The 21,553-nt window shown below is 66.1% G+C and carries 21 protein-coding genes; 9 read left to right on the forward strand and 12 right to left on the reverse strand.

All coding sequences use genetic code 11. The annotated features are described in order from the left end of the window. Positions 1 to 2: 2 nt before the first annotated feature. Together RIB52_RS05535 and RIB52_RS05540 are read right to left on the reverse strand one after the other, a co-directional pair. Positions 3 to 1,115 carry an NAD(P) transhydrogenase subunit alpha gene (locus RIB52_RS05535; protein ID WP_350173742.1) on the reverse strand — a complete coding sequence of 371 codons (1,113 nt, stop codon included), beginning with the start codon at positions 1,113 to 1,115 and terminating at the stop codon, positions 3 to 5. Between the two features lie 38 nt (positions 1,116 to 1,153). Then, complete coding sequence (locus tag RIB52_RS05540; protein WP_350173744.1) at positions 1,154 to 1,276, reverse strand: hypothetical protein; 123 nt, start codon at positions 1,274 to 1,276, stop codon at positions 1,154 to 1,156. A 372-nt stretch (positions 1,277 to 1,648) separates the two neighbouring features. On the opposite strand from RIB52_RS05540, the gene RIB52_RS05545 reads away from it, so the two are divergent. Both RIB52_RS05545 and RIB52_RS05550 read left to right on the forward strand, forming a co-directional pair. Then, positions 1,649 to 3,055: a sigma-54-dependent transcriptional regulator gene (locus tag RIB52_RS05545; protein ID WP_350173891.1), complete on the forward strand. Its 1,407-nt coding sequence runs from the start codon at positions 1,649 to 1,651 to the stop codon at positions 3,053 to 3,055. Between the two features lie 43 nt (positions 3,056 to 3,098). After that, entirely contained in the window at positions 3,099 to 3,863 is a 765-nt protein-coding gene (locus tag RIB52_RS05550) for an SDR family NAD(P)-dependent oxidoreductase (protein WP_350173746.1), read from the forward strand. A gap of 10 nt (positions 3,864 to 3,873) precedes the next feature. Here RIB52_RS05550 and RIB52_RS05555 read toward each other — a convergent pair whose 3' ends face one another. The 5 genes from RIB52_RS05555 to rnhB all read right to left on the reverse strand — a co-directional run bounded on the left by RIB52_RS05555 (position 3,874) and on the right by rnhB (position 9,249). After that, a complete protein-coding gene (locus RIB52_RS05555) occupies positions 3,874 to 5,022 on the reverse strand; it encodes an alkaline phosphatase D family protein (protein WP_350173748.1) in 1,149 nt (382 codons plus the stop codon). An 89-nt stretch (positions 5,023 to 5,111) separates the two neighbouring features. Further along, the gene (gene folP / locus RIB52_RS05560) at positions 5,112 to 6,257 is read right to left on the reverse strand and encodes a dihydropteroate synthase (RefSeq protein ID WP_350173750.1); all 1,146 of its coding nucleotides are present in this window, start codon (positions 6,255 to 6,257) and stop codon (positions 5,112 to 5,114) included. Further along, on the reverse strand, positions 6,241 to 7,380 hold the full coding sequence (locus RIB52_RS05565) for a site-specific DNA-methyltransferase (RefSeq protein WP_350173752.1): 1,140 nt from the start codon (positions 7,378 to 7,380) through the stop codon (positions 6,241 to 6,243). Before RIB52_RS05565 ends, folP begins: the two co-directional genes overlap by 17 nt. Before the next feature lie 224 nt (positions 7,381 to 7,604). Then, positions 7,605 to 8,528 carry a calcium/sodium antiporter gene (locus RIB52_RS05570; RefSeq protein WP_350173754.1) on the reverse strand — a complete coding sequence of 308 codons (924 nt, stop codon included), beginning with the start codon at positions 8,526 to 8,528 and terminating at the stop codon, positions 7,605 to 7,607. An 85-nt stretch (positions 8,529 to 8,613) separates the two neighbouring features. Then, positions 8,614 to 9,249, reverse strand: coding sequence for a ribonuclease HII (gene rnhB, locus RIB52_RS05575; RefSeq protein WP_350173756.1), 636 nt, complete (start codon positions 9,247 to 9,249; stop codon positions 8,614 to 8,616). Between rnhB and RIB52_RS05580 the strand changes: the two genes are divergently transcribed. The 6 genes from RIB52_RS05580 to RIB52_RS05605 all read left to right on the forward strand — a co-directional run bounded on the left by RIB52_RS05580 (position 9,248) and on the right by RIB52_RS05605 (position 14,388). Beyond that, positions 9,248 to 10,417, forward strand: a complete 1,170-nt coding sequence (locus RIB52_RS05580) for a PQQ-dependent sugar dehydrogenase (RefSeq protein WP_350173758.1) — start codon at positions 9,248 to 9,250, stop codon at positions 10,415 to 10,417. The genes rnhB and RIB52_RS05580 overlap by 2 nt on opposite strands. Positions 10,418 to 10,448: 31 nt before the next feature. Next, positions 10,449 to 11,000, forward strand: coding sequence for a GNAT family N-acetyltransferase (locus RIB52_RS05585; RefSeq protein WP_350173760.1), 552 nt, complete (start codon positions 10,449 to 10,451; stop codon positions 10,998 to 11,000). 103 nt (positions 11,001 to 11,103) lie between these two features. Then, positions 11,104 to 11,652: a DUF1285 domain-containing protein gene (locus tag RIB52_RS05590; RefSeq protein WP_350173762.1), complete on the forward strand. Its 549-nt coding sequence runs from the start codon at positions 11,104 to 11,106 to the stop codon at positions 11,650 to 11,652. A gap of 8 nt (positions 11,653 to 11,660) precedes the next feature. Continuing rightward, positions 11,661 to 12,275 carry a CoA pyrophosphatase gene (locus tag RIB52_RS05595; RefSeq protein ID WP_350173893.1) on the forward strand — a complete coding sequence of 205 codons (615 nt, stop codon included), beginning with the start codon at positions 11,661 to 11,663 and terminating at the stop codon, positions 12,273 to 12,275. 100 nt (positions 12,276 to 12,375) lie between these two features. Then, entirely contained in the window at positions 12,376 to 13,548 is a 1,173-nt protein-coding gene (locus RIB52_RS05600; protein WP_350173764.1) for a CCA tRNA nucleotidyltransferase, read from the forward strand. Positions 13,549 to 13,812: 264 nt separating this feature from the next. Next, positions 13,813 to 14,388: a hypothetical protein gene (locus RIB52_RS05605; RefSeq protein ID WP_350173766.1), complete on the forward strand. Its 576-nt coding sequence runs from the start codon at positions 13,813 to 13,815 to the stop codon at positions 14,386 to 14,388. Between the two features lie 183 nt (positions 14,389 to 14,571). Here RIB52_RS05605 and parC read toward each other — a convergent pair whose 3' ends face one another. After that, positions 14,572 to 16,878 (reverse strand): DNA topoisomerase IV subunit A, encoded by a 2,307-nt coding sequence (parC, locus tag RIB52_RS05610; RefSeq protein WP_350173768.1) that lies wholly within the window; start codon positions 16,876 to 16,878, stop codon positions 14,572 to 14,574. A gap of 180 nt (positions 16,879 to 17,058) precedes the next feature. Between parC and RIB52_RS05615 the strand changes: the two genes are divergently transcribed. Then, positions 17,059 to 17,601 (forward strand): type 1 glutamine amidotransferase domain-containing protein, encoded by a 543-nt coding sequence (locus RIB52_RS05615; protein WP_350173770.1) that lies wholly within the window; start codon positions 17,059 to 17,061, stop codon positions 17,599 to 17,601. Positions 17,602 to 17,738: 137 nt separating this feature from the next. Here the strand turns inward: RIB52_RS05615 and RIB52_RS05620 are convergent, their stop codons facing one another. From RIB52_RS05620 to RIB52_RS05635, 4 genes are all read right to left on the reverse strand, one after another. Beyond that, positions 17,739 to 18,842, reverse strand: a complete 1,104-nt coding sequence (locus RIB52_RS05620) for an AI-2E family transporter (protein ID WP_350173772.1) — start codon at positions 18,840 to 18,842, stop codon at positions 17,739 to 17,741. Positions 18,843 to 19,000: 158 nt separating this feature from the next. Beyond that, positions 19,001 to 19,336 (reverse strand): 2Fe-2S iron-sulfur cluster-binding protein, encoded by a 336-nt coding sequence (locus tag RIB52_RS05625; RefSeq protein ID WP_350173774.1) that lies wholly within the window; start codon positions 19,334 to 19,336, stop codon positions 19,001 to 19,003. Positions 19,337 to 19,350: 14 nt separating this feature from the next. Then, a complete protein-coding gene (locus tag RIB52_RS05630; protein WP_350173895.1) occupies positions 19,351 to 20,448 on the reverse strand; it encodes a cysteine desulfurase family protein in 1,098 nt (365 codons plus the stop codon). Continuing rightward, a complete protein-coding gene (locus RIB52_RS05635) occupies positions 20,445 to 21,500 on the reverse strand; it encodes a cysteine desulfurase family protein (RefSeq protein ID WP_350173776.1) in 1,056 nt (351 codons plus the stop codon). Before RIB52_RS05635 ends, RIB52_RS05630 begins: the two co-directional genes overlap by 4 nt. Positions 21,501 to 21,553: the final 53 nt, after the last annotated feature.

Genomic DNA, 21,553 nt, shown 5'->3' on the forward strand with positions numbered 1-21,553 from the left:
ATTCACCCCTTCAGCCTCGCGTTCACCACTTCGCCGCCCTTTGTCAGCCGGATCGCATCGCCGATTTCCTCGTCGAGCTGCGGCTTGCCCGCTTCCTTGTCCCAGAAGGCGGAGAGGAAATTGAAATGGTTGCGCGCGAACAGGGCCGAGGCATCGGCCGCAAGGTGCGCGGGGGTGTTCGAAAAGCCCATGACCTTCACGCCGTGCTTAACAACGACCTCGTCCGGCTTCGAGCCTTCGACATTGCCGCCCTGCGCGACTGCGAGATCGAAGATCACGCTGCCGGGCTTCATCGTCGCGATCTGTGCGTCGGTGACCAGCACGGGCGCCTTGCGCCCCGGGATCAGAGCGGTGGTGATGACGAGATCCTGCTTGGCGATATGTTCGCTGACGAGTTCGGCCTGCTTGGCCTTCTGTTCATCGGTAAGCTCGGCCGCATAGCCGCCTTCGCCCGCCGCCTCGAGCCCCTCGGCAAAGACCGCCTTGGCACCGAGCGAGGTGATCTGTTCGGCGGTTTCGGGGCGAACATCGGTCGCCGAAACCTGAGCGCCGAGGCGCTTGGCCGTGGCGATCGCCTGCAGGCCCGCGACGCCCACACCCATCACGAAGCAACGAGCGGCCTGCACCGTGCCCGCCGCGGTCATCATCATCGGGAACGCGCGGCCATATTCGTCTGCCGCAGCAAGCACTGCCTTGTACCCGGCGAGGTTCGACTGGCTGGAAAGAACGTCCATCGACTGCGCACGGGTGATGCGCGGCATGAACTCCATCGAAAGCGCCTCGAGCCCGGCCTTGGCATAGACTTCGACCCGCTCGCCCTGCTGGAAAGGGTCGAACAGCGCGGCCACCCACGCGCCCGGTTTCGCGCCGGCAAGCAGCGCCGCCTCGGGGGCCTGCACACCGAGCACGATGTCCGCGTCCTTGACGGTCGCAGCCGCATCGCCGAGTATCGCCCCCGCTTCCGCAAAGGCCTCGTCGGTGATCGACGCGGTTGCCCCAGCCCCTTCCTCAAGCGCGACCTCATTGCCGAGGCCGATGAACTTCTTCACCGTCTCCGGCGTTGCCGCGACGCGGGTTTCCCCGTCGGCGCGTTCTTTCAGGACTGCGATCTTCACTAAGGCCCCCCAGGTTTTCGGCCAGTTGTTGCGCGCGATTATCCGGCGATGAGCGAGACGACGAAAAGGGTTATGAGACCAATGACCGGAACGGCCCATTTGAGCGCGGTCATGAACGACTCGTAGGTCGAGCGTGCCTTGTCCATGTCGTGCGTTGCCATCTTGCGATATTCCCCTTGGAAGTGCCTAACGATCTTTTGAGCAAAAGGTTGCCCGGAAAAATGATAGGCAGCGCGTTATCCGACCCGCCCGCTGCGCTCAAGACCGTCGAGCCAGCGAATCGCGCCTTTCTAGCCGGACGCGCCCTTCGTGGCCCAATCCAACAGGCTTAATCCCGTCTTTACCCGCAAAGCGTAAACCGGACCGGCGTTTCACCCCGGGACGGTTCTACCGGGGCATCGAGGGAGCATGGGCATACGCCGATGTCGGATAAAGCGATCCCGGATGTGAATCGGCAGCTTGCTGCCGGGGCCGAAAGCGCGGAGGGTGCGGGCGATTGCGCGGGCGAGGAAGACGCCGCGCCGCGCATCGTAATGCTCATCGACGACGAACCGGCGCAGAGCCGCCTGATCTGCGCGATCGCTGCACGCGGCGGCTGGCGCACCATCGTAGCGCCCGATGCCGAAACCGCGGTCGCCATGCTCGGCACGCGCCAAGGTATGCAGCTATCCGCCATCCTGCTCGACCAGTGGGTCCCGGGCGACGATGCCTGCGCACTCATCGCCGAGCTCAAGCAGCGCCGCCCGGCCTTGCCGATCCTGATGCTGACAACCAGCGCTTCGCCCGTTCTCGCGGTCGAGGCGATGCGCGCGGGCGCGAGCGATTATCTCGTCAAGCCCATCTCGCCCGACCGGCTGATCGAAGCCCTGCGCGCCGTCACGGCGCGCGAAAGCCAGCGCGACGAACTCGCCCCTCTGACCGAGAAAATGGGCGCCGATCTCGATTTCGACGCTATGATCGGAACAGCGCCCGGTTTCCGCACCGCCCTCGCCCAGGCCGCCAAGGCCGCGCGCGGGCACGGCCATGCCCTGATCGAGGGCGAAAGCGGGACGGGCAAGGAAATGCTGATGCGCGCGATGCATCAGGCCAGCCCGCGCGCGAAAGAGCCGCTGCGAATCGTGAATGTCGCGAGCATCCCCCCCGGATCACTCGAATCGGTCCTTTTCGGACACGAGCCAGGCGCCTTTCCCGGTGCATTCGATCGCCAGATCGGCGCGCTCCAGCATTGCGACGGGGGTACGCTTGTCCTCGACGAAGTCGACCGCCTCTCGCCGAGCGTGCAGAAACGTCTTGCCGAAGCGCTCGAGAGCGGCATCGTGCGCCCGGTCGGCGCGAGTTACGGCTATCGCATCGACATGCGCCTGTTCGTCGCCAGCAATATCCCGCTCGCCGCGATCGTCGGCGACGGGGCCGGAAAGGGTGCCTTCGACAGCGAACTCGCCAGGCGTCTGTCGGCGACGCGGATCGTCCTGCCGCCGCTGCGCGAGCGAACAAGCGACATTCCCGCACTCACCCGCCATTTCCTCGCTCGGATCGGCGAACAGCCGGGCCTCAACCATCTTTCGATTTCTGACAGTGCATTGTCGCTGCTCGCGGCCTATGACTGGCCGGGCAATGTGCGCCAGCTGCAATCGGTGCTGTTCCGCGCGGCGGTCTATTGCGAGGGCCAGACCCTGACGGCGGAGAGCTTTCCCCAGCTCGCCGAACTCCTCGGCGAGCGCGGCGAGGCTGCAGCCCCCGCCTTCCAAGAGGGCGCGGGCGTGATGCTCTATACCGAAGACGGCAACCTGCGCCCGCTCGAGGAGATCGAGGCCGACGTCATCCGGCTTGCCATCGGTCATTATCGCGGGCGCATGACCGAAGTCGCCCGCAGGCTTGGGATCGGGCGCTCGACGCTCTATCGCAAGCTGTCCGACCTCGGGATCGACAACGCGGCCTGAAACACCGCTTGATCGCGCGGGAGGCCCGCACTAGCCCCCCTGCATGATCGACACACGACGCGATTTCGATGGGTGCAGCGCGCTCGTGACCGGCGCCGGCTCCGGAATTGGCGCGGCCTGCGCCGAAACTCTCGCCGCGCGCGGTGCGTCGAGGCTGTTCCTCAACGACATCAAGCCCGATGGTCTCGACCAGCTCTCGCTCGGCGATTGCGAGGTCGTGCCCGTCATCGGCAGCGTCGCGGACCCGGAACTCTGGGCGAAGCTCGAGCCCGACCTCGCCGGCCTCGACCATGCCATCGTCAATGCCGGGATCGGCGCAGGCGGGGCCTTGACGGAGCTCGACCTAGCGGCCTGGCGGCGGGTGATGGACGTCAATCTCGACGGGGCCTTCCTTACGCTCTCGACCGCGATGCGCGCGATGCGCGAAACAGGCGGGAGCGCGGTGGTCGTCTCCTCGACCACCGCGCTCAAGCCCGTGCCGGGGATCGGCCCCTATGGCGTCTCTAAGGCGGCGGCCGCGCACATGGCGCGCATCGCCGCGGTCGAGGGCGCGGCGCAGGGCATCCGCGTCAACGCCATCGCACCGGGCGGTGTCGACACCGCGATCTGGGAATCCTCGCAGGACTTCCAGCGCTCGGTCGAGGCACATGGCCGCGAGGCGACGCTGTCAGCGATGGCGAAGACCACGCCTTCGGGCCGTTTCGCGACCGCCGCCGAAATGGCCGAGACGATCCTCTTCCTGCTGAGCGATGCCGCCGCCAACGTCACGGGACACGTCATGGTGTCGGACGGCGGCTACACCCTCTAGCGCAGGCCGGTCACCACTTCACGGTCCGGCTGGCGCGCTCCTCGCCCTGGTTGCCGCGCAAGGCGACGGTGAAGGTTCGCGCCTCCCAGTCGATGTCGATCAGCCCGAAATTCTCCTCCGAGATGAAGTCGGTGAGCCGCTTCGGATCGGGTTCGCGCGCGGTGTTGCTCGCGGTGTCGTTGAACGCGAGATTGAGCGAGGAACTGGTCAGCTCCCACAATTGCTCGCCACCGGCCTCATCAGGCGTGTCGGTGTAGATGCCGCCCGCGTGCCGGTCGCCCGAAAGCAGCACCAGCCCGCTTTCCTCGCGCGCGGCGAGCAGGCGGTAGAGCTTGGCGCGTTCGAGCGGCAGGTTTTCCCAGCTTTCATAATCGTGCGCATCGGTCAGGATCTGGATCGAGCTTGCCACGATCCGGAAATCGGCGGGCTTTGCCAGCTCCGCTTCGAGCCACCTCCACTGCGCCTCGCCCAGCATTGTCTTGTCGGGGTCGCTGCTCGGGACATAAGGGCCGAGCGGCGGGCGCGGGCGCTGATAGGGCATTTCCTCGAGATCGGAACGGAAGAAACGCGTGTCGAGCAGGATGACCTGGACGCGCCGCCCCTCCTCGCCGACCAGGCGCGACGAATAGACGCCCGGGCGTGAGCGGACCTCCTCGCCGGAGCCCCAGAAGGTTTCGAAAATCGTCTCGGACCATCGCCGGGGGCTGAAGCTCGCGCCCGCATCGTTGAAGCCGTAATCATGGTCGTCCCACACCGCCATCATCGGCACGGCCTTGCGAAAGGTGGCGAGTTCGGGGGTTTCGGCCTGTTTGGCATAGGCCGCGCGCAGGGAGCCGAGCGCGGCGTCGCCCGCCCAGCCGTTGTCGCCGTAATTGTTGTCGCCGATGAAGAGGAAAAGCTGCGGGTCGGCCGCCGCGATCTGCGCCCACATGTGCTGCGAACGATTCTGGTGATTGCAACTGCCGACCCCGATCCGGGTCAGCACCGTGTCCTCGGCAAGCGCCGCTCCGGGCGGCGCGACGGGCAGGTCGATCTGGCGCTCGAGCTTGGCGTAATAGGGCGCCAGCATGTCCTCGGCGGAAAGGTCGACTTCGGGATGGGCTGAAAGCGGGGCGAGAGCGGCGGCCGAAGCCACGGCGAGAAGCAGGGGAAAGCGCATGAGCGTGAGTCCTGGAAATCTACGGGATTGAATCGACAGACTGTCCTGTGCCGCGTCTCCATGACGCGATTGCGACAACGGGCAACCCTTCAGGCGAGTGCCGGCAAACCGCTGAAATCGGTCAGCGCCGCATCCCTCAGCCCACGCCACACATTGCGCGCCTGCACGGTCTCGGCGACGTCGTGGACGCGCAGGATGTGCACCCCCGCCTCCATCGCCTTCACCGCCAGCGCGATCGAGCCGGCAAGACGGTCCTGCGGTCCTTCCTCGTTCGACAACGCCCCGATCATGCGCTTGCGGCTCACTCCGACGAGCAGCGGCGAGCCGAGCGCGTGGAACAGCGGAAGGGCATTGAGCAGGGCCAGATTGTCGCCGAGAGACTTTCCGAAGCCGATGCCCGGGTCGAGCAGGATATTCTCTTCGGCGATGCCGCCGGCGATCGCCTTGTCGCGGGCGAGACGGAGGAAATCGAACACCTCGCTCACCACATCGTCATACCCGCCGCCCTTGTGCAAGTCGTCGCCCGTGCCCGGCGCATGCATGAGCACGACCGGGCAGCCATAGGCCGCGACGACTTCACTGGTGCGCGGGTCGTAGCGCAGCGCCGAAACGTCGTTGGCGATACTGGCGCCCGCCGCCAGTGCCTGTTCGATGACGCCGGCGCGGCGCGAATCCACACTGATCGCCGCGCCCATCGCCGCGCAATACCGGACCGCCGGGACCACCCGCTCGATCTCCTCGGTCTCGAAGGTCGCTTCCGCCCCCGGGCGCGTGCTTTCCCCGCCGATATCGATGATCGCAGCGCCCGCCTCGAGCATCTCCGCGGCGTGGGTGCGGCCAGCGTCGATATCGTCGTGATAGGCCCCGCCATCGCTGAAACTGTCGGGTGTGACGTTGAGCACGCCCATGACCTGCGGCTGGTCGAGCCTGATGACCCTCTCGTCCGCCCGGATCGGCGGATGGACGCGGGCGAGATTCGCCCATTGGCGCCGCGCCTCGGCTTCCTCGAGGGGGCCGAGTCTGTCGAAGACACGCTCGGCATCCGCCACACCGAAGACCCGCCGATCGCGAACCACGTCGTTTTCGCGCAGGACCAGTGCGAAGCGGCTCGCATAGGCCATCGAACCACCCAGCCTGATCGCGCCCGGGCCTTGCTCGCCCGCCTCCGCCTGGGGCCCGGGGGAAAGCGCGACAGGGTGGAGATAGACCGAACTCACCTCAGTCTTCGCTCGCAAGCAGGTAGAGCTGGCGCGCGGCATCTACCGGAACGATCTCGCCGCCCTTCTCGTAATGCCAGAAGCTCCAGCCATTGCAGGACGGCGCGCCCTGCAGGTCCTTGCCGAGACCGTGGATCGAGCCGACCTTCCCCGCGCAATCGAGCGAGCCGTCCGCCCGGACGACCGCGAACCAGCGGCGCTTCTTGTCGAACACCTTCGTGCCGGGCGCGATCAGTCCGTTCTCGACCAGCGTCCCGAACGCGACCCGGGGCGCGGATTTCTTCGACTGCATCGTGGTCAGCGCGCTCTCGTCGAGCGGCAATTCCTTCCCGATGCGCTTCAGCGCGACCTCGCGGTAGAAACCTTCACGCTCGCAGCCGATCCAGTTTCGGCCAAGCCGCTTCGCCACCGCCCCGGTCGTGCCGGTGCCGAAGAAGGGATCGAGCACCACGTCGCCCCGCTCGGTCGTCGCCAGCAGCACGCGGTAGAGCAGCGCCTCGGGCTTCTGCGTCGGGTGGGCTTTCCTCCCGTTTTCCTTGAGCCGCTCCCCTCCGGCACAGATTGGTATCACCCAGTCGCTGCGCATTTGCAATTCGTCGTTCAGCGTCTTCATCGCGCGGTAATTGAAATGATAACGCGCCTTTTCGCCCATGCTCGCCCAAATCAGCGTTTCGTGCGCATTGGTGAAGCGCGTGCCCTTGAAATTGGGCATCGGATTGGTCTTGCGCCAAACGATATCGTTGAGGATCCAGAAGCCGGTGTCCTGCAGGATCGCGCCGACCCGGTAGATGTTATGATAGCTGCCGATCACCCAGAGCGAACCGTCGGGCTTGAGCACCCGCCGCGCTTCGGTAAGCCAGTTCCGCGTGAAATCGTCATAGGCCCGGAAGGAATCGAAGCGATCCCATTCGTCGGTGACGGCATCGACCTGGCTGCCGTCAGGCCGGTTGAGCTCTCCGCCGAGTTGCAGATTGTAGGGCGGATCGGCGAACACGCAATCGATCGAATTGTCCGGCAGCGTGCGCATCGCCTCGATGCAATCCCCGGCAAGGATCGTGCCGAGAGGCAGGTCCGCGCGCGCTGCTCCGGCGGTGTTGTCTTCCGCCGCGGCACGCAGTTCAGCCTTCTCCAACACGCCCACGTTTCGTCTCCCCTGCGCCTTGCCGATCTCAAAGTTATCCACAGGCATGAGTCCAAGCGGAGTCCTCGTCAACCCGGTAAATCCTGAGGGATCGTGGTTAAGGAAAGGTGATCGTCGCAGAACGAAACGAGGCCATATCAAGATATGGAGTCCGCAGGCACGCCGAGGACTCCAGATGGGGTGGTGTTGCGCCGAGGACTCGCCTTGTCGCTCGATATGCCAGGCTAGGAAAAAACCAGCACCACGTTGCCGGCAAAGGCGGCGACCAGCAGCGCTCCCGTCCCCCGTCCAATCCGCTTCGCCCTCCACAGCAGGGCCAGCAGGACCAACGCGCTCGCGGTCAGCAACGCCATCTGCACCCCGGCAAGATCGACAGGCAGCGGGAAGGGAGCGATGCTCATGGTCGCCCCGCCGATCAGCAGGATATTGTAGATATTCGATCCCACGACATTGCCCAGCGCCAGGCCCGAATTGCCGCGCAGCGCGGCGGCGATCGAAGCGGCGAGTTCGGGCAGGGACGTGCCGACCGCGACCACGGTCAGGCCGATCACGGTCTCGGGCACTTTCAGGATCGTCGCAAGCTCGATCGCGCCGTAGACCAGTGCATTGCCCCCCGCGACCAGCACGCCCAGTCCGCCTAGGAACAGCGCGACGGCGAGCCAGGCGCGCACCGGCGCCGCACCTGGCTCGCTTTCGGGCGGGGAGCTGCCCGGATGGCGATAGCGCCACACGATGTAGGCGACGATCCCGGCGAGGAAGGCGAAACCGATCCAGCGCGCTCCCAGCCCCGACAACGCCAGCACCCACAGCAGCACGGTCAGCCCAAGCGCCGTGACCGCGTCACGCCTTCCGGTCCCGACGAGGACAATCGGCGCGACCAGAGCCGAAACGCCCAGGATCAGCAGCGTATTGGAAAGGTTCGAGCCGACGATATTGCCCCAGGCGATATCGGGCGAGCTGGACAGCGCCGCCTGCACGCTTGCTACCATTTCGGGCATCGACGTCGCGAATCCAACGATGACAAGCCCCGTGAAGAGGGTCGAAACGCCCAGCTTGCGCGCTATTCCCACAGCCCCGCGCACCAGCAGTTCGCCGCCGACGGCCAGTCCGACCAGCCCGGCCAGCGAATAGAGGATTGCCTCGATCATGATCGAGGGCGCCTAGCCGAAAGGGCGCGGCGAGAGAAGGCCGCGCTGCGCGGCGCCTTGCAGGAGCGTCGCCTGCACGGGGCCTCTAAAGAAGTGCGGCCTGAGCAACGGGCGCGAACGATCGGCGGTGGAGCGGGCTCGGCCCGTTAAGGCGCAACGCCTCGCGATGCTCGGCCGTTGCGTAGCCCTTGTTGCGCTCCCAGCCGTAGGCCGGGTGGACCCGAGCTGCCTCGATCATCAACCGGTCGCGCCATTCCTTCGCAACGATCGAGGCGGCACTGATGCATGGTTCGATCGCGTCGCCCCCGACGAGGGCGCGCGCCGGCCAGCGCCAGCCTTCGCAGCGCCCATGGGGCGTCATGTTCCCGTCGACCAGCACTTCGCGCGGCGGCGAACCAAGCGCCGCGCACAAATCGGCAACACAGCGCGTCATCGCCTCCATCGTCGCCATGAAGATGTTGATCCGGTCGATTTCTTCCGGTTCCACCACGGCGACGGCCCAGCGGCATTTCTCGCGGATCACGAGATCGAGTTCGGCCCGGCGGGCCGGCACAAGTTTCTTGGAATCGTCGAGCCCTGTGGGTATCGGCTCGCACAGCACAACAGCGGCCGCGACCACCGGCCCGGCCAGCGGCCCCCGCCCGGCTTCGTCGACGCCGATGACCATTGGGGAGGCGGGCCTTGCGGCACTCATGCCGTTCTCGGGAGTTATCGTATCCATGAAAAAGCTGAACCCAGTCCTGATCGCCTTGTCTCTCCCCGCGCTCGCTCTCGCAAGCTGCGCAAGAGCGGATTCCGGGGATAGCGCCGCCCCGTCCGGCAGCGAAAGCGCGGAGCGCCCCTATTCGAGCGAGGTGATGGCGATCTTCGATGAACCCTGGGCGATCGAATTCGCGCCGGGCACGGGCGTCCTGTTCGTCACCCAGCAGGGCGGCACTCTCAAGATCATGGACACATCGACCGGGGAAATCGGCACCGTCTCGGGCGTTCCCGAGGTGGATTACGGTGGGCAAGGGGGCCTTGGCGATATCGCCTTCCTGCCGGGCGAGGCCGACATGAATATCACCGGGCGGACGATCTATCTCACCTTCGCCGAGGCCGGGGAAGGGAATACGCGCGGCGCCGCGCTCGGGCGCGGCACGCTCGATTGCAGCGCGACGAACGACTGCGCGGTCGAAGGCTTCGAGGTGATCTGGCGGCAGGCACCAAAGGTGACCGGACGCGGGCATTATTCGCACCGCATCCAGGTCTCCCCGGATGGCGAACACCTGTTCGTCGCGAGCGGCGACCGGCAGAAGCAGACACCGGCGCAGGACCTTTCCAATACGCTGGGGACGATCGTCCGGCTGAATCTCGACGGCACGCCCGCCGCCGGCAACCCCTTCGCGGACGAGTCCGGCACGCCCGATGCGATCTGGTCATTCGGCCATCGCAACATTCTCGGCATGGATTTCGACGCCGAGGGGCGTCTATGGGAGATCGAGCATGGGCCGGCCGGAGGGGACGAGCTCAACCTCGTGCTCGAATCGCGCAACTATGGCTGGCCTGAACGTTCCTATGGCGACAATTACAACGGAACGCCGATCCCCGACCACGAACCGCGCGACGGTTTCGAAAAGCCGAAGGTCCACTGGACCCCGGTGATCGCGCCGGGCGACATGATCATTCATTCGGGCGACATGTTCGAAAGCTGGCGGGGCGATGCGCTCATCACCGGGCTCAAGACCAAGGCTCTGATCGTGGTTGCGATCGAGGGCGAGGAAGCGCGCGAGATCGCCCGCTATGACATGAGCAGCCGGTTGCGCTCGATCGAGGAAGGCCCGGACGGCACGGTCTGGATTGCCGAGGACGGCGACGAGGGCCGCCTCCTGAAGCTCACCCCGCGCTGATCGGCCCCGCCCCGGCGACGGCCCCGCAGGCATGACAGACAGCGCAACCCTGATACCGCTGACCGCGGTCCCTCCCGCTATGGTCGAGGACTTGCTCGACCGCGCTTTCGGCGAGGATCGCCATGCCCGCACGGCTTATCGCATAAGGGCGGGGATGAGGGCACTCGACGCGCTCAGTTTCGCCGCGCTCGACCAGGAGGAGATGCTGGTCGCGACGATCCAGTGCTGGCCCGTCGCCCTGGTCACGCCGGATGGCAGCCCGGTCCCGCTGGTGATGGTGGGGCCGGTCGCGGTCTTGCCGGAAAGACAGGGCGAAGGATTCGGCAAGGGGCTGATGGCAGCAATGCTTGATGCCGACGCACGGCTCGCGGCGCAGACGGGGGCAAGCTTTCCGCAGGTTCTCATCGGCGATGCCGACTATTACGGGCGGTGGGGCTTTTCCAATGCGCATACGAAGGGCTGGCGTTGCCCCGGACCCTTTGAACAGGATCGCCTGCTTGCGCGCGGGGCGGCGCTGGCCACCATGCCGACCGAAGGCATGCTCGGGCCGTGGCCGGAGCCGGGTCGGCAAAACGGATCGTGAACCGCTCGCAGCGCGATTATTGCGCCTGCCGATACGGGCGCGCCGCAAACGGCACGTCTCCCCTTCACGGGAACGCGCCGATCTGGCAACGCATTGGACGATCATGCCATACGATCCACCCCCCTATCTTGCCGAGATGACTCTCGCGCAGATCGCCGAGCAGGTTGCCGCCCGCAAGATCCCCCCGGTCGAGAACTGGGCTCCCGAAAAGCTCGGCGAAAGCGATATGCGCATCGGCGCCGACGGGACCTGGTTTCACGAGGGAACCCCGATCACGCGCCCGGCCATGGTGCGGGCCTTTTCGGGCCTGCTCACCCGCGACGAGAGCGGCCAGCACTGGCTGATGACGCCGTTCGAGAAACTCGCGATCGAGGTCGACGACGCCGCCTTCATCGCAGTCGACTGCGCTTTGAAAGAAGGCGAGATCGCCTTCCGACTCAACACGGACGAACTGGTCGTCGCCGGGCCGGAAAACCCCCTGCGCGCGGCGGGCGACCCTGATACGCCTGCGCTGTACCTGACCGTGCGACGCGGCTGCGAGGCACGCCTCAATCGCTCGACCTATGCCCAACTCGCCGAAATCGCGCTTTCGACCAATGGCGATGAATGGATCGTCTCGAGCCAGGGCGCGATCTTCTCGCTGGTGCCCTGACGCGCGGCATGGATGACCTGTTCGACCGGCTATCGCATAGTCTTGCTCGGGGGCACGAGAGGGAAATAGACGACCTACTTTCCGATGCCCGTTTCGCCACGGGCGAGCCGACTCCCGCCGCAGTGCTGATCGCGGTGACCGACCGGCCGGAGCCGGGCGTGGTCCTGACCCAGCGCCCGCGCTCCATGCGCGACCATCCCGGGCAGGTCGCCTTCCCGGGCGGCAAGCTCGACCCCGGCGAGGACGCGATCACCGCAGCCCTGCGCGAAGCCGAGGAGGAGCTGTCCATGCCGCGCAAAAGGGTGCGCGTGGTGGGCGAAACCGACCGCTACCAGACCGGGACGGGCTTCATCGTCACGCCGGTCCTGGCGGTGATTCCGCCCGATCTCCCGCTCGTGCCTCATCCCAGCGAAGTCGAGGCCTGGTTCGAAGCGCCGCTCGACCTGCTGCTCGACGAGCAGGCATGGAGCGCCAACGAGGTCTTCTGGCGCGGGGCCACGCGACGTTACCTCGAAATGGACTATTCCGGCTTTCGCATCTGGGGGGTGACCGCCGCGATCATCGCCAATCTCGCACGGCGAATCGCGCTGGAGGACGTGCTGCCGGGCGCGCGGCGCGCATGATGCGCGCGCGTGCTTGTGGGACGTGTACCTCTTCGGGTAACCCCACTCCATCAGCTGAAAAAGAGGGCCGTGAGGGGCCCGGCGCGGAAACGATATTTCGGTGAACCATTCGCTCGAACATGCCGACTGGACGAAGCGGGCGGGCCTCGCGGCGCTTACCCGCGCATTAGGTCCGGAAAATATCCGCTGGGTCGGCGGAGCGGTGCGCGACGGACTGCTCGAAATCCCGGTGCACGATGTCGATTGCGCGACTGTGCTGCGCCCCGAAGCGGTGATCGACCAGTGCGCCGAGGCCGGGATCAGGACCGTGCCCACAGGGATCGAGCACGGCACCGTCACCGCCATACTCGACGACGGACCGGTTGAGGTGACAACCTTGCGCCGTGACGTGGCGACGGATGGCCGCCGCGCAACGATACGCTATGCCAGCGACTGGCAGGAGGACGCCGCGCGGCGCGATTTCACGATCAACGCGCTGTATGCCCACCCGCTCACGCTTCGGATTTTCGACTTCTTTGGCGGACTGGACGACCTCGACGCACGGCGCGTGCGTTTTATCGGCGATCCACGGCAGCGCATCGCCGAGGACCACCTTAGAATCCTGCGCTATTACCGCTTCCAGGCGCGTTTCGGTGCGGAGCTGGACGAGGCGGCCGAGGAAGCCTGCGTGCAAATGGCGGCGATGCTCAAGGGGCTTAGCCGTGAACGCGTAGCGAGCGAGCTGCTTTGCCTGCTGGCGCTGCCCGACCCGCACGAGACGGTGGCGCGGATGCATGGGCGCGGCGTGCTCGGCATAATCCTCCCCGAAACCTGCGACATTCAAGTCGCCGCGCTTGCCCGGCTTGTCGCGGCCGAGCGCGAACAGGCCGTCGCAGCCGAGCCGCTGCGCCGCCTCGCAGCGCTGCTACCGCCCTCACGTGAAGTGGCCGAGACCGTCGCGGCCCGCCTGCGCCTGTCGAAAGCCCAGCGCACGCGCTTGGCCATAGCCGCCGATCGCACGAGCGACGATGTCACCGACATCCACGCCCTCGCCTATCGCCTCGGGGTCGGGAGCGCCGTCGACCGGCTGCTGCTCAGCGGAGAGGATGCGCGCCCGCTCGATGGCTGGGAGCCACCCGTCTTCGACCTGAAAGGGGGCGAAGTGGTCGCGCAGGGTGTTGCAGCAGGGCCGCAAGTTGCAAAAATTCTTCAGGCGGTGGAACGACGCTGGATTGCGGAACATTTTCCGGATGCTGCGAGGGTGCGCCAGATCCTTGCCGAAGAAATCGACTAAGCGATTGAAAATGCGTTCAGCGCGGCTTCATGCCGCAGATGGGAAAAGCAGGCTCGGGTCGCTCAGGTTGTCACGGCAGCCGATTTTTCCTAGGAACCGTTTGCGGGTTTTGCACATTCCAAACCCGCGCGTATCCATCCGCACCTGGCTCGCTCTCGGGGCTTCGCCGCTCCGAAATCGCCCGCTTGGTGTCCACGCGCCCGGCCCGCGTCGTCCGCCCAGCGCGGCGGCATCTGGTTGAACTGAAGAACGGAGTAATCACGCATGAAACTTGCCAAGCTGGCTTTCCTGGCCACCGCCCTGGCGGCGACCCCGATCGCGGCTTCCGCGCAGGACGTGGGCGACACGATCTACGGCAATGACGGCAATCCCATCGGCACGGTCACCGTGACCGACGAAGGAACCGTCACGGTCGATACCGGCACCTACAAGGCGCCGCTACCGCGTGGCGCAATCGCCGAACGCGCGATCAACGATGCGGGCGACATGGGCTTTCGCGTCGAGGCGACCAAGGCGCAGATCGACGGCATGATGGAGCAGCAGGTCGCGCAGGCGAAGGCCGCCGAAGAAGCGCGCAAGGCCGAACTCGCCAAGGCCGAAGCCGAAGCGATGGCCAAGCTCGAAGAAATGCTCGTGGTCGGCGCGCCGATCGTGACGGCCGATGAACAGCCGCTCGGAATGGTCGAGACGATCGAACAGGAAGGCGAGATCATCGTGGTCAAGGTAGAGGACGAGGAACTGATCAGCCTGCCGCGCACCCTGATGTGGGTCGATGACGACGGCACGATCATGGCCCGCGCCAACTATTCCGACATCATGGCGGCCGCCCACGGCGGCTGAGCCTTACGTCTCGCGGTTTCTGGTTGAAAGAAAGGGCCGGCAGGAGAAATCCTGCCGGCCCTTTCGATTTGCAGGTTCGCAAAGCGGGGCCCGGCTGACCGGCGACCGCAAGCCCGCGCGGCCGCCCCGCCCCGCTGGCTCCCGGGGGGGGCTCAGGATAACGCTGCCCTTATGCACGGCGCATCAATCGAACCTGTTGTCCTTCGGGAATCCCTGCGGCGGCATGCGGCCTGCCGCGCCGCGCGCGACCTTCCATTGCCAGATATCGTTTTCGGTGCGCGTGCGGCCCTGTGAACCGCCCATGGTCCAGCTCAGGCCGTCTTCCAGCCGGAATGTCGTCGCATCGGCCAATCCGCCGTCCCGGTAGCGCTGCAATTGCACGCCCTGCCCGCGCGTCATTTCTGGCATTTCCTCGATGTTGAAGACGATGAGCTTGCGATTGTCGCCCACGGCCGCGACGTGATCGTGCCCTTCGCCGACCTGCCGGACCACCTGCAGCCTTGCGCCGCCTTTGAGGTTCACGACTTGCCGCCCCTTGCGCGTTTCGGCGAGAAGGTCGTCGCTTTTCGAAAGGAAACCCTTCCCGCTCGAAGCCGCAAGCAGCAATCGTCCGCCTGCTTGATGGACGAGCATCTTGGCGATCAAGCTTTCCGCTTCGAGGTCGATCATCGTTCGCACGGGTTCGCCGAAACCGCGCGCGCCGGGCAGCCTGTCGCAGCCGAGCGTGTAAAAGCGCCCGTCGGACCCTGCGATCAACAGCTTGTCGGTGGTGTGCGCATGCGCGATGAAAGCGAGAGCGTCGCCTTCCTTGTACTTGAATTCCTGGTCCAAAGGCACATGGCCCTTGGCCGCGCGGATCCAGCCCTTCTGCGACAGGACGACCGTAATCGGCTCCTTCTCGATCATTGCGTCCAAGCTGAATTCGACTGCGGGCGCGGCTTCCTCGATCCGCGTGCGGCGCGCACCCAGGGCCGTGTCCTCGGCATAGTGCTTCCGCAGCGATTTTAGTTCTTTCTTGAGCCGCGTACGCTGTCGCCCCGGGCTTTCGAGCAGCTTGGTGAGTTCGTCCTGCTCGGCCAGCAGGTCATCCTTTTCCTGCCTGAGCTGCATTTCCTCGAGCTTGCGAAGCGAGCGCAGGCGCATGTTGAGGATCGCCTCGGCCTGGCGTTCGGTGAGGCCGAATTCGGCCATCATCACCGGCTTGGGCTCGTCCTCGGTGCGGATGATTGCAATCACCCGGTCAAGGTTGAGGAAAGCGATGATGTAGCCCTCGACCAGTTCGAGGCGCTTTTCGATCTGCTCCAGCCGGTGGCGCGTGCGGCGCTGGAGGATCTCGATCTGGGCTGCGACCCAGTTCGCCAGCAATTCCTTCAGCCCCATGACCATCGGCGTACGATTGGCGTCGAGCACGTTGAGGTTGAGCCCGAAACGCGTTTCGAGATCGGTCAGCTTGAAAAGGCTTTCCTTGAGCAGGTCGGGATCGACATTCCGGCTGCGCGGAACGAGCACGATACGGATGTCCTCGTCGCTTTCGTCGCGCACATCTTCGAGGATGGGCAACTTCTTGTCCGCGATGGTCGCCGCGATCTGCTCGATCAGCTTGCCCTTTGCGAACTGGAAGGGAATTTCGGTAATGACGAGCTGCCATTGCCCGCCGCCCAGCCGCTCGATACCCGCCTCGCGATCAGCCGCGTTCGCGGCTTCGGGTGCGCGGAACACGCCCCGGACCCGGAAAGAGCCGCGCCCGGTCGCGTAGGCTTCGGAAAGGGTTTCGGGACTGTCGACGACCTGGCCTCCGGTCGGGAAATCCGGGCCCGCAAACAGCTCCATCAGCCGTCCATGATCGACATTGGGGTTGTCGATCAGTTCGAGCGTGGCGTCGATGATCTCCGCGACATTGTGACTGGGGATGTTGGTCGCCATGCCGACCGCGATCCCGCTCGCCCCGTTGGCGAGCAGGTTGGGGAACAGGCCGGGCATCAGCTCCGGTTCCTGCTCTTCGCCGTTATAGGTCGGGATGAAAGTGACGGTGCCTTCGTCGAGGCCCGCCATCAGCTCCATCGCGGTCTTCGTCAGCCGGACTTCGGTGTAGCGGTAGGCGGCCGCGTTATCGCCGTCGATATTGCCGAAATTGCCCTGCCCCTCGACCAGGGGGTAACGCAAGGAAAACGGCTGGGCGAGGCGGACCATCGCATCATAGGCGGCCACATCGCCATGCGGGTGATATTTACCCACCACATCGCCGACGACGCGGGCCGATTTCTTGAACGCGCTGTCGGGCCTCAGGCCGAGCTGCCGCATCGCCCAGAGCAGGCGGCGATGGACCGGTTTAAGCCCGTCGCGCAGGTCCGGCAGCGAGCGGGCGGTAATGGTCGAGAGAGCATAGACCAAATAGCGCTCCTCGAGCGCAGAATCGAAGGGCGCGTCGACAATCTGGTCGAAGGGGTCTTCCGGCGGGGCGGGCGTGCCGGGAGTGGTCGTATCTGTCATGGCTAAAGCCCCTAGCAAGGCGCGCGCGCTCGGGGGAGAGGCGTTTCCACAGTCTCGCTACGCGGCCGCGCGGCCCGCCGCCCACGACCTGCCGGGCGAGACCCACGAGCGAGCGAGCCGGACGGAACGCGACCCCGCACCTTTCCGTTGAGAAGTCAAACCCTTGAAAGGAGCATCACTATGAAACGCATTCTTGTCATCGCCACCGACGGCTTTGAGCAATCCGAATTGACCGAACCGCGCGCGATTATGCAGGACGCGGGCGCCGAAGTAACCATCGCCAGCCCCGAGGACGGCTCGATCAAAGGCTGGGACAAGGACCACTGGGGCGAAAGCGTCGATGTCGACATCACGCTGGACGAGGTTTCGAGCGGCGATTTCGATGCGCTGATTCTGCCCGGCGGCCAGATCAACCCCGACCTGCTACGGCTCCAGCCGCGCGCAATCGAACTGGTCCGCGAATTCGACGCCGCCGGAAAGCCGGTTGCGGCAATCTGCCACGCGCCCTGGCTGCTGATCGAAGCGGGTCTCGTCGAGGGCAGGACCATCACGAGCTGGCCCTCGGTTCGCACCGACCTCGCCAATGCGGGTGCGAATGTGGTCGACCGCGAAGTCGCGGTGGACGGCCACATCATCACCAGCCGCAATCCCGGCGACATCGCGGCCTTCACCGACGCTCTCAAGCAAGCGCTCGCAATGGAACGCGTCGGCGAAAACGCCTGATCCAACGGGAAAAAGTCGGCCGTCATTGACTTCGTCAAAGCTGCGGCCGGTCTCGACCTCCCCTCTGCGGGGCCGGTCGTGGCAAGCGCCCCGTCGTGCCGCAAGGCGCGGCGGGGTTTTGCGCATCCGGCGCGGGCCTAGTCGGGCCTGCGGTACTCCTCGAGCTCTTCCATCGTCGAACAGTCGGTAAGCAGCAGGGCATAGCCCTTGGTCGCTTCGAAATGCGCCATGACCATTGTCAGCAGGACCGTCAGCGGCACAGCCAGCAATGCGCCCGGAATGCCCCATAGGATCGACCAGAACATCAGCGCAACGAGCACGACCAGCGGAGAGATGGCGAGCCGTTTACCCATCAGCCTGGGATCGAGAAAATTGCCGATCACCTGTTCGATGGCGAGCAACCCCCCGCCGATGATCGCCGCCGTGCCGATGTCGCGCGTGAACAGGACATAAAGCACGGGCAGCACCCCGCTGATGATCGAGCCCACTGTCGGCACGAAATTGAGCAGCACGGTGAGAATGCCCCACAGGACGAGGTAATCCACCCCGAACAGCGCCAGCCAGCCCATGTAAAGGGCTGCGCTGATGAGGCTGATGACGAAGCGAGTCGTGAAATAGGCGCGGAATTTCTGGCCCACGCTGCGCCCGATCTCGATCCAGCGGCGATCGCCGCCCTGGCTCGACAGGGTGAGAAGCTTGCCGTGCCAGTTCTCCGCTTCGGTCAGCATCAGCAGCATGAGGAAGACGATGAGGATGAGCCCGCCCAGCGTGCTCGCCGTCATGTCGAGTGCGGCGAGCGCGGTGGAGACCAGCGGACCGTCGGCCGATAGCGCACCGCCTCCCTGCGATTCGCCGAGAAAATCGGGCATCGGCCCGGGCAGCGCTCCGAGCCGTTCGCGCAGGGCCGGACCGACATCGCGGGCAAGGCCGTAGACCTGTTGCGCAGCGAGACCGAGCCCGACGAGGAAAATCGCGAGGATCGCGACCACCAGCAACAGGCCCGCAAGCGCCCCTGTCCACTCCAGCCGCCGGGGCATGCGTTCGCGGATCGGCTCGACCAGCGGCCACACGCCCAGCGCCAGCAGCAGAGCGGCGAAGAACGGCATGGCGATGGTCATCGTCTCCATGAGGAGCCAGAAAATCGCGGCGAAGGCGATCGCGCCGAGAAAGGCGTTGCGTGCGCCGGTCCTGCGGCCGGGCGCGCTATCGGGGCGCGTATTGCGTGACGTGTTCTGTTCCATGCAACTTTTACAAACGAGGCGCGCGCGGGCCTGTTCCGGCGGCTGGCGATCCGGCCGCAAGGCAGCAAGGCGCGCGGCGGTTTCGCCTTTCCCGGCTGCCCGTCTCTCGCATACACGGCGGCCACGGGCCCTGATCGTCCTGCTCGCGGCGCCCTTCGCTACATCCGCCGCGCGTCGACGCTTTCGCCCGGCACGCTGACGGTCAGCCCGTCCATCGCCTCGGTCAGCGCGATCTGGCACGACAGGCGGCTCGTGCGGCGCGCGCCGGCCGCAAAATCGAGCATGTCCTCTTCCTCCTCGCTCGCTTCGCCGAGCCGGTCGAACCAGTCGGGCGCGACGATGACATGGCAGGTCGAGCAGGCCATCTGCCCCTCGCAGGTTCCCTCAAGCGGCAGGCCAGCCGCCTGGCCGACGCGCAGCAGGCTGTCTCCGGGTTCGCCCTCGGCCCCCACCACGCGGCCGAGCGGATCGATGAAATTGACGCGAATGCCCATACCTCCTCAGGTCCTCACGGCCACTGCCCGCCCGCGGCATCGAGGATATCCTCGGCCGCGCGTTCGATTTCGTCCACCTTGGTATACCGTCCAAAGCCCAGGCGGATCGAGGCTTTCGCCTCGCGCTCGGACAAGCCGATCGCCGTCAACACATGGCTTGGCCGACCCGATCCGCTGGCGCAGGCGCTTCCGGCGGAAAACATGACATTGCGGCAATCCGACATCAGGCGGGCGACATCGAGCCCTTCGCGGCGGATGTTGAGATTGCCGTGCCATCTTTCGGTCGCGCTGCCGTTGAGGGTCCAGCCCGCGAACAGTTCGCGCGCGCGGGTCCACAGCGCCTCGATATGTTCGCAATCCGCGGCCATTCGTTCCTCGGCGATCTGGGCAGCCGCCCCGAACCCGGCGCACAGGGCGGGCGAAAGCGTGCCCGAACGCAGCTTTGCTTCCTGCCCGCCGCCGAACATCAGCGGCTCGACCTCCACTCCGTCCCGGAGCCACAGCGCTCCGATGCCCTTCGGCCCGTGGATCTTGTGCGCAGAAATCGCGATCATGTCGGCATCGAGTTCGGTGAGCGGCACCCGGCCATAGGCCTGCACCGCATCGACCAGCACCAGCACGCCTTGCTTCCGCGCGCGTTTGGCTATCTCGCCGAGCGGATGGCGCGTGCCGATCTCGTTGTTGATCGCCATCGCCGCGACCAGCCCGCAGCCCGATCCGAGCGCATCCTCGAGCGCGCCAATGTCGGCGCGCCCGTCGCGTTTCACCGGCAGGACCGTGAAGCGTCGTCCCCGAGCTTCCACCGGGCGCGCGCAATCGAGCACGGCGGCGTGTTCCGTGGCGAAAGTCAGCACGTCGCCGCGCGTCCCCCTCAGCGCGGTATTCAGCGCCTCGGTCGCCCCGCTCGTGAAGACCACGCGTCCGCCCGGCGGCAGCAGCGCGGCAACCCGCTCGCGCGCTGCCTCGACCGCGGCAGAGGCCGAGCGGCCCATGCGATGCGCGCTGTGCGGGTTGCCGAAGCCGCTGCCTCCCGGCCCCTCGAGCCAGCGCAGCATCGCCTCGCGCGCCTCGGGCGCGAGCGGAGTCGTCGCCTGGTAGTCGAGATAGATCATGCGTCCGCGAACTCCAGCCATCGCTGGCAAAAGCGCGTTACCTCCTCGCGGGTTGTCGACCACCCGAGCGAGACGCGGATCGTGTTCGCGGCGATGCCCTCGTCCATTCCCATTGCCTGCAGCACATGGCTCGTCTTCATCGTGCCCGAGGAACAGGCCGACCCCTGCGAGACGGCTAGGCCCGCCATGTCGAACCGCATGACCTGCGCGCTGGCGCTCATCGTCGGCATGGCGAGCGCGCGGACATAGGGCATCGGGTCGGAGAGAATATCGCCCAGCCACGTGCCGCCTGCCGCGCGGCAATCGGCGGCCAGCGAATCGAGCGGTTCGAGCACTTCGGGCGCGACGTAAGGGGTGGCGCAGGCTTCGAGCGCGGCGGCCATGCCAAGCGCGCCGGGCAGGTTCTCGGTCCCGCGTCTATATCCGCGTTCGTGCCCGCCGGTGGGTGCGAGCATGGCGAAATCGCGCACCAGCAGCGCACCGATACCGATCGGCCCGCCGAACTTGTGTGCCGAGACGATCGCCATGTCGCAGGGCGGCAGCGCGAACCTGCCCGCGCTCTGTGCGCAATCGGCCAGAAGGAGCCCGCCCGCATCGCGCACGATCGCGTGAACGGCCGCGAGATCCTGGGCATTGCCGGTTTCCGAATTGACCTGCTGCACCGCGACCAGCGGTCGCTCGCGCCGGACGGCTTCGCACAAGGTTTCGAGGTCGAGCGCGCCGTCGGGGCGCACCGGCAGGCGCTCGGCATCGGGGACAGCTTTCAGGATCGCGTCATGCTCGACCGTGCTCACCAGGCGCGCACCCGCCTGCGCGCGTGTCAGGGCGAGTTCGGCGCTTTCGCTCGCGCCCGATGTAAAAATCAGCTCCCCGCTCCAGTCGAGCGCCGCCTTGATCCGGGCACGCGCATCTTCGAGCAAGCTGCGCGCCTTGCGCCCCTCGGCATGCGGGCTGGAGGGGTTGGCCCAGGACGCAAAGCCCTGTTCCATGGCTGCCCTCGCCTCGGGGCGCAGCGGCGAAGTCGCCGCATGATCGAGGTAAATGCGACTCACGCTGGCCTCACCCGACAAAAAATTGCGAAAATGGCATCACGGCCTATATAGAG

The sequence above is a fragment of the Erythrobacter sp. genome (genome assembly GCF_040217515.1).
GTDB lineage: Bacteria > Pseudomonadota > Alphaproteobacteria > Sphingomonadales > Sphingomonadaceae > Erythrobacter.